Annotated in this window: 5 protein-coding genes; all 5 read right to left on the bottom strand. The window is 60.0% G+C overall.

All coding sequences use genetic code 11. From position 1 onward, the window contains the following. Positions 1–113: 113 nt before the first annotated feature. Positions 114–3686 carry a glycosyltransferase gene (locus PMI18_RS04220; protein WP_007906091.1) on the bottom strand — a complete coding sequence of 1191 codons (3573 nt, stop codon included), beginning with the start codon at positions 3684–3686 and terminating at the stop codon, positions 114–116. Between the two features lie 93 nt (positions 3687–3779). Beyond that, positions 3780–5345, bottom strand: coding sequence for a flagellar hook-associated protein 3 (locus PMI18_RS04225; protein WP_007906089.1), 1566 nt, complete (start codon positions 5343–5345; stop codon positions 3780–3782). Between the two features lie 13 nt (positions 5346–5358). Next, positions 5359–7419 (bottom strand): flagellar hook-associated protein FlgK, encoded by a 2061-nt coding sequence (flgK, locus tag PMI18_RS04230; protein WP_007906086.1) that lies wholly within the window; start codon positions 7417–7419, stop codon positions 5359–5361. A 23-nt stretch (positions 7420–7442) separates the two neighbouring features. Then, positions 7443–8741 carry a flagellar assembly peptidoglycan hydrolase FlgJ gene (flgJ, locus tag PMI18_RS04235; RefSeq protein WP_007906084.1) on the bottom strand — a complete coding sequence of 433 codons (1299 nt, stop codon included), beginning with the start codon at positions 8739–8741 and terminating at the stop codon, positions 7443–7445. Between the two features lie 11 nt (positions 8742–8752). After that, complete coding sequence (locus tag PMI18_RS04240) at positions 8753–9862, bottom strand: flagellar basal body P-ring protein FlgI (protein WP_007906082.1); 1110 nt, start codon at positions 9860–9862, stop codon at positions 8753–8755. Between the last annotated feature and the right edge of the window lie 631 nt (positions 9863–10493).

The raw sequence follows: 10493 nt of genomic DNA, 5'->3' as shown, positions 1-10493 counted from the left end.
AAGGGGCAAGAGCGCTTTGGTTACTTTCGCGCTTTTCGAAAGTGACTCGCTGTAAAAGCGAAACCAATAGAAGCCGTTACCGCAGAAACGGATATGTACACAGACTAAAAAAATCAGTCCGGCAACCACCCCCACAACCAATGCTGAAGATTATCCCCACGCAACATGAAATCCCGATGCACCGCTTCACGCAATTCATCCCCCATGCGATAGCTGGCATCCGGGTCAGCCAAGTGCATGCGGATCGCCTGCAACCACTCCTCAGTGCTGTTGCTCAAAACTTTGGTGCACGGCAAGAAACCCTCGTAAGCGCGGGTATCCGTGCAAATCACCGGATACCCGCACGCGCCATATTCCAGTAACCGCAAGTTGCTTTTGCAGTCGTTGAAGATGTGGAATTCCAACGGCGCCAGTGCCAGATCGAGGTTCAGGCTAGCCAGTTTGTACGGATAACTCTGCAAATCGATGGTGCCATGGAATTCATGGATGTAAGGACGCAAGGCGTCCGGACACATACCGAAGAATACCCACTCCACCTCATTGGCCAGCTCACGGACCACCTCGGCAATGATCTCCAGATCGCCGGTATGACTGGTACCGCCACCCCAGCCAACCCGTGGTTTTTTCGAGGTGCGGCGCTGACTGGTCAAGGTCGCCCATGGCGCGGGCGGCAGCATGTTGGGCACCACGCGAATTTCGCTGTGCATGCTCGACAACACATCAGCCAGTGCCTGCGTCGTCACCACCACGCGGTCGCACAGGGCTATGCCATCACGCAACATCTGCTCGGTGTTGACCGGCTTGTTGCGGGCGTGGCTGTTCTTTTTTGGCGTGCTGACAATGTAGTCGTCCAGCTCGAAAATCCGCAGGGCACTGGAGTATTTCTTCATGCGCAGAATGTCTGCCGCCGAGCCGTCGCTATAGCGACCTTGCAAGATAATGGTGTCGGGCGACAGACGCTCGATTTCCACGGTCGACGGCGACTCGTAGGCCACGCGTGCAATGACTCGTCCCGCCGCCTCAAGCTCTGCCAGAGGTGCAGTCACACGGTAATGCCCGATTGCCGACTCGTTGACCGGCAACCCGAGAATCAGCGGCAGGTCGCGATGGCAGAACGGATTCCAGTTGTTACGCAGCGAAGGCTCCAGACTGAAGCTCGCCACGCCGAGCGTCAGCGCCGGGTTGTAGGCCGGATCACGGGAGATTGTCGGTAGCCACTTTTTGTAGAAGGTTTCGTGTTCAAGCACCTGCGCCTGCACATCGGCCTGCGACGTTGCAGGCGACGCGTCGTCCCCCATCATCACGGTCGCAAAAGGCGTCCAGACAATCAGGTAGCCGTTTTTATCCGCCTTGAGGCACAGATCAACACCACCAAGGCCCAGGTTGAACTGAGCCTCATCCAATTGACCCAGGCTGTCGAATACCTCTTTGCGTACCATCAGGCAATCACTGCTGACAGCACTCCAGTTCTGCGCTACTTGCAGACGCTGCATGTAACCCCGCGCACTGGCATGCTCGCCGAGAAACGGCGAAGTGGCAGGCCCGGCCAGGCCCAGAATCAGGCCGGCGGAGACGATCGCACCGTTGGAACCCAGCAGCCGCGCGCCCACCACGCCGACTTCCGGGCGCTGAGCGTGATTGAGCAGTTCGGCGAGCCAGTCGCCCGCGCAAATCACGCTGCGCGGGCTGAGCGTCAACAGGTACTCGCCACGGGCATGACTGGCCGCGAAGTTGACAATGGCCGCTTCACCGGAACGCACGTCATAACGCAGCACCCGCAGCATCGCCGCGCCCAACTGGGCCATCGCACTCAGCCAGTCGGCCATCGCCGAATCGCCGCGACCTTCATCGACGATCAGGATTTCGTATTCGGTGTAGGTGGTATTTTCGATCAGGCTTTCAGTGCAGCGCTGCAACGCGGCCAGCGACGTGCCCGCAGCAATGATGATCGAGACCAAAGGTCGATGGCCGTGCAGGTAATCAATGCGATTGAGCAGCGACAACTCTTCATGGCGAATCCGGTGTTCCAGACCGATGCGTGCCAGGTGCGCACTGACCAACGCCTCACTGCCCTCGATCACCTCAGGCAACGACATCCAGTCGGGAAAGGTCTGAGTCGACTCCACCTGAATCTCGGCAATGTGCTCGATGGTGTGCAACCCGGCCTCTTCCACCAGACGCCAAAGCAAATCATGCGGCGCCAGTTCGCCGTGAGCCGGATCGAAACCGCCCACTGCCAGAAAGCGCTCCCGCTCGAATGCCAGTGTTCGCCCGACGTAGGGGTAGGAACGCATGAGGTCGAGGTTGAAGTCAGGCTTGAACACCGGGTCGAGGGACTCACCCTCGACCAGCGCGCCTTCATCGCTATAGGCGCACAGCATGCCCGGCGTGCCGGCGATGCGCTCGGCCAGCACCAGCAGCGCCGACTCGCGCAGCGTGTCACCCGCCCGCAGCAGATAGAACCAATGCGCGCCTTCCAGTTGCGGCACCACGGCATTGAGTTGTTGCGACCAGTTCGCCTCAAGCGGCAACTGCAGCACTTTATCGTCGGCATCGCAATCGGCGTTGGACAGCACGATCACCGCTTGCGGTGCGTACAGTTGAGTGCCGATGCTGGCCAGTGTGGCCTTTAGACCGGCGCTGTCAGATTCGGTGTCGATGATGATCGGCACCAGATTCGGACGCACAGCCCAGCGGCTGATACGTTCCGGCATGTGGCGTGCTTCCGCCGGGTTGAATGTGCGAACCGCCAGCCACTCGCGGTAGAAATCGGCATAGCTGTCGCTATTGCCGCCCACTCGGCCATTGACCACGGTGTTGCGGTTACCCAACACGCGCACAACGCACAACTCTTCCCACTGGCGCGGCTCTTCAGAGGCTTTGCTCAATTCAACGCTGCGCACCCAACCCGAGGCCGGTGCCGATTCGCCACCGCGCGCTGTCAGCATTTGCGCCAGCCATTCCCATTCCTGCACGGCAGCCCGAGTCATTTCGAGCGTCTTGCTCAGACGCTCCGGGTACTGACGCTCAGTGCTCTGCACGGTGTTCAACGCCGCCAGGTTACCGCGACGCAACAGGCACACGAACAAGGCGAAATCGAGCATCGCGACAAAGCCACAATCTTCCTGAATCAGCGCAGGCAACAGTTCGAGCACATCGGCACGGCGCATCAGCGTCGAGCTGAAGTTGCCGATAAAATTCTTCGGCGTGCTCTCGAAAATCGCCAACATGTCATCGCCCTTGAGCAATGAATCGATGGGCGAAAAACGGCAGTTATCGATCCGTGGGGGCAAGATGAAGTTGTTGGCATCACTCATCATCCGCAGGGCGCAAACGAGGGTGGCCTCGGGATGATCGATCAGCACCTGGGCTTGCAGGGCAATGCTCGGCGCGAACAGACGGTCGTCATCGCAAAGTACTTTGATGAACTCGCCTTGAGCTGCTTCGACGCAGCGCAGCAGGTTCTTTTGCAGGCCGAGACGCTTGGGGTTACGCAGGTAACGAACGGTGTGCACTGGGTCGGCAAACGACTCGACGATGTCGCGAATCTCGTCGGACGACGAATCATCACAAATGACGATTTCGACGTTCTCATAGGTTTGAGCGAGCGAACTTTCCAGCGCCTGGCTGAAGAAGCGCGGGTTGAAGGCGGGGATGACGATACTGACTAGAGGGTGTTGATTCACGACGAAACTCTCGAGCGGTGAGCCTCTGCCCTTTCAGGCAGAGGCTTCGTAACCGCTTAGGAAAAGACGGTTGGCAGCTCGACAGACACAGGCTTAGATCTTGTTGAACAAGCCCAGTTGAGCAATCTTGCTGAAGGCCAGTTGCGACGCTTGCAACATGGTTTGTTGCAAGGTCAGGCGAGTCATCACTTCGGCCGGATCGGAATCGCGGATCGCCGACTGGGTCTGGGAGTTGGCCAGGACCAGGCTCTGATTGGTATCGCTCTGGGTATCCAGCGCTGAACCGCGACCGCCCACCGAACTCAGCGCACTGGACAACTGATCGTTGCCGCTCGCCAGGTTGCCGATGCCCGAAGCAAGGGAGGCTTGCAGCTTTTGGGTCAGGATCGGATCGCCATTGGTTGGCGTGTTCAGCGCCGTTTTCAGTTGGCTCACGGTGTCCAGAATGTTCTGGGTTTCGTGAGTGTTGACCGCAACGCTGAACTGGTCGCCTGCCGCTGGTGCACCGGACAGGTTGAAACTCACGCCCGAGGCGGTCGCAACACCGGCCGCTACGGTGCCGGAAGAGACTATCTTGCTGTTGGCCGTCAACGGTGCCGCATACAAGTCGAAAGCGGTGGCGCTGGTGAACTTCATCACCGCCGAACCGGTCGGGAAACTGGCGTGGTAAGCCACCGGGTTGGTGATGCTGCTGCCAGTCACCTGAGTCGGTGTCGGGTTGCCCGGGCTGCGAGTCGCCGTAAAGGTGTCAGGCTTGGCCGCCAGGGTAAAGCTGTGGCCCGGCAGCACGGCAGCGGCGGTGTCACCGGCTGCCAGATTGATGTTCAGGGTCAGATCAACGCCGCGGAACGACACGGTCTGGCCAGCTGCGGTGGCCGGATTGAACGCACCGCCCTGACTGGCTTCGGCGGTCACGTCGTTACCACCCGAATCGGTGATTTTCAACTGGGTGCCGCTGACGAAGTCGACGGTGTATGGCTCACCCGAACGGAATTTGCTGTTGTAGGTCAGGCTCGACGACACTTGACCATTGGACAGGACGACACGGCCATCATCCACGACCGGCGCAGTCCGGGTGACCTCGCTGCGGCTGGTGTTGATCGCTTGCTGGAACACCTCCCAACCGGTGCTGTTGGTGGCCATCGACATGTTGTCGCCGATCGCCAGGTCAAGCGTCACCTGGTCACCGTTGTAGCTGTAGGTGCCATCGTCATTGCGGGTGAACGGCACGGTGTCGCCCTTGGAGCCGGCGAAGATGTACTTGCCGTTCTCGTCCTTGGTGTTCATCAGACTCTGCAACTGTTCTTCGATCTGCCCCAGCTCCGATGCGTTGGCCTGACGGTCGGCATCGGTGTAACTGGCGTTGCCGGCACCGACGGCCAGTTCCCTGGCGCGCTGCAGCACGTTATTGATGCTGGTCATCACTGCTTCGGTGGCGCCCAGCGTCGCCTTGATGGTGGTGGCGTTGGCTTCGTATTGGTCGAGCATCGAAGCCTGTTGACCCAATTGCAGCAAGCGCGAAGCACCGACCGGATCATCGGCAGCGGTGTTGACGCGAACGAGGCTGCTGGCCTCTTCGCTGCTTTTGACCACGTTGGAGAAGTTCTTCTGATAGTTGGCGGCAGAGGACTCGTAAAACTGGGCGGTAGAAATGCGCATGGGCTACGACTCCTTAAAGACTGCTGATCAGTGTGTTGAAGATTTCCTGCGCAGCCTTGATGATCTGCGAAGAAGCGGTGTAGTACTGCTGATACTTGACCAGGTTGCCGGTTTCCTCATCGAGGTCGACACCCGACAGCGAATCGCGGGCGCTCTTGGCGTTAGCCAGGATCGCTTCGGTGGCAGCACTGTCGAGCTTGCCCTGGGCGGCCTTGGCGCCTACGCCCTCAACCAGTTTGCCGTAGGCGTCAGTCAGGGAAATGCCTTTACTGGCCGAACCGGTATCCACGGTCTGCTGGGTTTGCAAGCCAGCCAGTTTGGTGCCGTTGCGGTTGTCCAGGGTACCCGGCTGACTGAGCGTCACGTTGATCGCCGTCGAGGTACCCGGCGAGCCTGCGATGGTCATGTCGAACGATACAGTACGCTGCACGACTGGCGGCCCCGGATCATTGATCGCGGCGCCGCCGGCGTCGACCAGAGGAATGGTCAGGCTCAGCGTATTGTTCTGCCCCGGCACGATAGTGCCGCTGCTGAGCGCGTTACCTTGGGCATCGAGCATTTGGTAAGTCTGGGTCGTACCACCGGCCGTGCCGAACACGATTTTGACCGGCGTCGAAGTCTTCAGACCGTTCTGGATCACCGTGGTGGTCGCCGAGTCATAGATATCGAACTGTGTGGTCAGGGTCGGTTGACCGCTGGCCGGAATGGTCAACGTACCGCTGACACCGGGCGCGATGGCCGCGCCCAACGGTGCGGCGATGGCCAGACGCTTGGAGTCGGTCATCTCGGTCTTGATGGTGGTCGCCGCGTTGCGGGTCGGGGTGATCTTGAAGGTGTCGCCGGCGGCAGCGGTGCCACCGGTGAGCTTCATCGAGAAACCGTCAATCACCGGCGGCGGCGTGGTCAGCGTACTGAATGCGCCCATGGCGGTGCCTTCAGGCAGACGCTGCACGGTGTAGTTAGTGGCGCTGGTGAAGGTGACCTTGTAATCGTTGATGGTCAGCTTGCCGCTGTCCTCGATAGTCACATCGAAGTTGCCCGAGCCTGCGCTGTTGCCAACTGTGGCGATACTGCGCTGGGCCATTTGCGCGGCACTGTTGATGCTGTTGAACAGGTTCGAACCGAAGTCACCGTTCTTGTCGATGCCTTGGGCCTGGATGGAGTTCATCTGATCGGCGACGACCAGCGCCACACGCCCCAGCTCGTTCATGGCCGGGTCCAGCACGGTGCTGCGATAACGCAGCAAGCCGCCCATCTCGCCACCGGTCATCACCGAGGTGATGTCGATGGTGCTCGAACCGCGATTGAGCTGAATGGCCGAACGCGACGGGTCGGTTTTGCTCGTCACCACTTCCAGCTTGCTGGCAGTGTTGCCCATGACCAGCGGCTGACCGCTGCCCAGGTAAATGTCGAGGCTATTGTCACGTTCCATCACTTGCGCACCGGTGAGGGTGGACAACTGGCGTACGGTCTCATTGCGCGCATCGAGCAGATCGTTGGGCTGGCCACCGGCGTTGGAAACTTCGGAGATCTTCTGGTTCAACTGGGCTACGGTGGTCGCCAGCTTGTTGATCTGATCGGCCATGTCAGCCAGGTTGCCGTTGATGTTCGCGTTCTGCTGCGTCAACTGGCTGGAGATCGAGTTGAACCGGTTGCTCAGGGCCTGCGCATCGCTGAGCAGCAGTTGACGGGAAGCATCGTCGCCCGGCTTGGCGTTGACGTTCTGTACAGAGGCGAAGAACTTGGTCAGGGCACCATTGAGGCCTGTGCCGCTGTCCGAGAGCAACTTATCGAGCGGGCTGATCTGCCCGGCGTAGGCAGCCGAGTCGCTATTGAGCGACGTAGTGGTCTGCAGCTGCGCATCAATGTAGCTGTTGTAGACCCGACGTACATCGGCGAGGGTCGTGCCGGTGCCGATGTAGACATTGCCGAACTGATTCGAGGCCTTGGTGCCTTGCACGGTTTGCTGGCGTGAGTAACCGGCGGTGTCGGCGTTGGCAATGTTATTGCCGGTAGTCATCAACGAGGATTGGCCAGCGGCCAGACCCGACATCCCGATATTGAGCAAACTCATGGTTCAGACCTTATGCCTTGTGCCTATAGAGGCGTGGTGGAAGCGCCCGCCGCAGCGTAGTTTTGGTAACTCGTCATCTGCTTGGCTATCTGCGAGATCTTGCTTGCGTAATCCGGGTCGGTTGCATACCCGGCTTTTTGCAACTCGCGTACAAACTGTTCTGGGTTATCGGCCGACTTCAGCACATCTTGATAGCGATTATTGCTTTGCAGCAGCGTCACAAGGTCATGGAAGCTTTCTTTGTAAGAGGCATAGGAACGGAACTCGGCCGTCTCCTTGACCATCTCGCCATTTCTGAATTCGCTGGTGATCGCCCGCGCCGAATCGCCTTTCCAGTTACTGCTGGCCTTGATGCCGAACAGGTTGTGGCTGCTGCTGCCATCCTGGGCGCGCATGACCGATTTGCCCCAACCGGTTTCCAGGGCAGCCTGAGCCACCAGGTAACGCGGATCGACACCGATACGGTCGGCAGCTTCTTTGGCCATCGGCAGCATGGTGTTGACGAATTCGTCGGCGGAACTGAAGGCTTTCTTCGCCGGCGCCAGGGGTATTTGAGCCATGGCACGCCCATAAATCTGCATACGCCCGCTGGAGGTCGTGTCCGTTTGCGAAGCCAGCCAATCACCGTTGTACAGGGAACCGGAACCCGTCTTGGTGCCCTGCGGCACCTGGATACTGTTCTGCGCCGTTGTGGCGGTTGTTGCAGCGGTCGATGCCGACGGCACCAGCCCGGCGAGCAAACGATCGGCCAGTTTCGGTGGCAATGCCAGACGCCGCTGATTGATCAGTGCCATGTCATTGCGATGAGCCCCCTCGCCCGCGCTTGCCGGCGTCTTCACCGAGCGCGAAGCCCACAACGGGCGCTCACCATTGAGACGCGACAGCGGTCCGTTGGTGGCGACCGTACCGGCGGCAATCGGCGTTTCCACGGCGGCTTTCGCCGCAGCTTGTTTGGCGGCAGACGCTGCCGCGGCCTCACCCGGCGCCATCGGTTTGTTCTTCGACATCTGGCGCATCAGCACGTCCGCCAGGCCAATACCGCCGCCTTCGCGGGACATGGAAACGGCCAACTGCTGGTCGTACATTTCCTGGTATTGCTTGGCTGCCGGTGTGTTGAGCGGATTGTCCTGGCCCAGCGCTTCGGTGGCCGAGCGCATGGACTTGAGCATTTCACCAAGGAACAGCGACTCGAATTCCTGCGCTACTTTGCGCATGTTCGCATCGCTGTTCTTGTCGCCGACCTTGAGTTGGTTCAGGCGGTTCAGGTCCGAGTAGGAGCCCGAATCGCTGCTGCTGACCAGACCGCTTTTGCGCATATCCATGGTCGCCGTCCTCAGATCACGATCAGATCGGCTTGCAACGCGCCGGCCTGCTTCAGCGCTTCGAGGATCGCCATCAAGTCACCCGGTGCCGCGCCGACCTGATTCACCGCACGGACGATTTCGTCGAGAGTGGTGCCCGGGCCGAACTTGAACATCGGCTTGGCTTCTTGCTGGGCGTTGACTCGCGAGCGCGGCACGACCGCCGTCTGCCCGTTGGACAGAGGGCCGGGCTGGCTGACGATCGGGTCTTCGGTGATGGTCACGGTCAGGCTGCCGTGGGTCACGGCGGCCGGAGAAACCTTGACGTTCTGGCCAATCACGATGGTGCCGGTGCGCGAGTTGATGATGACTTTCGCCACCGCCTGACCCGGGTCGACTTCGAGGTTTTCGAGGATCGACAAATAGTCGACCCGCTGGCTCGGATCGAGTGGCGCAGTCACACGGATCGAACCACCGTCGATGGCCTGAGCGACGCCAGGGCCAAGCATGTTGTTGATCTTGTCGACGATGCGCTTGGCGGTGGTGAAGTCCGAACGATTGAGGTTCAGGGTCAGGCTGTTGCCCTGATTGAAACCGCTTGGCACTGCACGCTCGACCGATGCACCGCCAGGGATGCGACCGGCCGACGGAACGTTGACGGTGATCTTCGAACCGTCACGCCCTTCGGCATCGAAACCGCCAACGACGAGATTGCCCTGTGCGACGGCGTAGACGTTGCCGTCGATACCTTTGAGCGGCGTCAACAGCAAGGTGCCGCCGCGCAGGCTCTTGGAGTTACCGATGGACGCCACGGTGATGTCCACCTGCTGACCCGGCTTGGCGAACGCTGGCAAGTCGGCACTGATCGATACCGCCGCGACGTTCTTCAATTGCACGTTGCCCGAACCTGCCGGCACCTTGATGCCGAACTGCGAAAGCATGTTGTTGAAGGTCTGCAGGGTGAACGGAGTCTGGGTCGTCTGGTCACCGGTGCCGTTAAGCCCGACCACCAGGCCGTAGCCGATCAATTGGTTGGAACGCACGCCAGAAATACTGGCGATGTCCTTCAGCCGCTCGGCTTGAGCGTCGAAGGCTGCGGTCAGCAACAGGGCGCCCACCATCAGGTGTTTGAAGTTCAACATGCTCACCGGGAAGACCACCTAGAAAGGGAACAGCGGGCTGAGGAAGAAACGGTCGAACCAGCCTGGCTGACTCGCATCGGCAAACGCGCCGGTGCCCGAGTAGGTGATGCGTGCATCGGCGACGCGGGTCGACGACACGGTGTTGTCGGTGGCGATGTCATCGGCGCGAACGAGACCGGCAATCCGCACCAGTTCATCACCAGTGTTCAGGGTCAGCCACTTCTCGCCGCGCACGGCGATGATGCCGTTAGGCAACACGTCGGCGACGGTCACGGTGATCGAACCGGTCAGGCTGTTGCTCTGGCCGGACTTGCTGTCGCCCTTGGTGGCGCGGTCACCTTCATAACCGACGTCCAGACTCAGGCTACCGCTGCCCACTGGATCACTGGTGCTCAGGCCGCCCCCGAAAAACGAGCTCAGGCCGATGTCGGTCTTGCTGTTCTTGTCGATCTGCGAGTTGGCATTCTTGCTCGCCTGGGTGCGCTCGTTCAGGGTGATGGTGATGATGTCACCGACCCTGAACGCCTTGCGATCGCTGTACAGGTTCTGTTCGAAACCAGCCTGGTAGATCGAGCCGTTATTGGCGGGGGAAAGAGTGTAGATCTCGGTGGTCGCCGTATCATTAAAAAAA

The sequence above is a fragment of the Pseudomonas sp. GM102 genome, assembly GCF_000282555.1.
Lineage (GTDB): Bacteria > Pseudomonadota > Gammaproteobacteria > Pseudomonadales > Pseudomonadaceae > Aquipseudomonas.
Note: the sequence above shows the minus strand (reverse complement) of the source record. Positions and strands in the feature narration are given on the sequence as shown.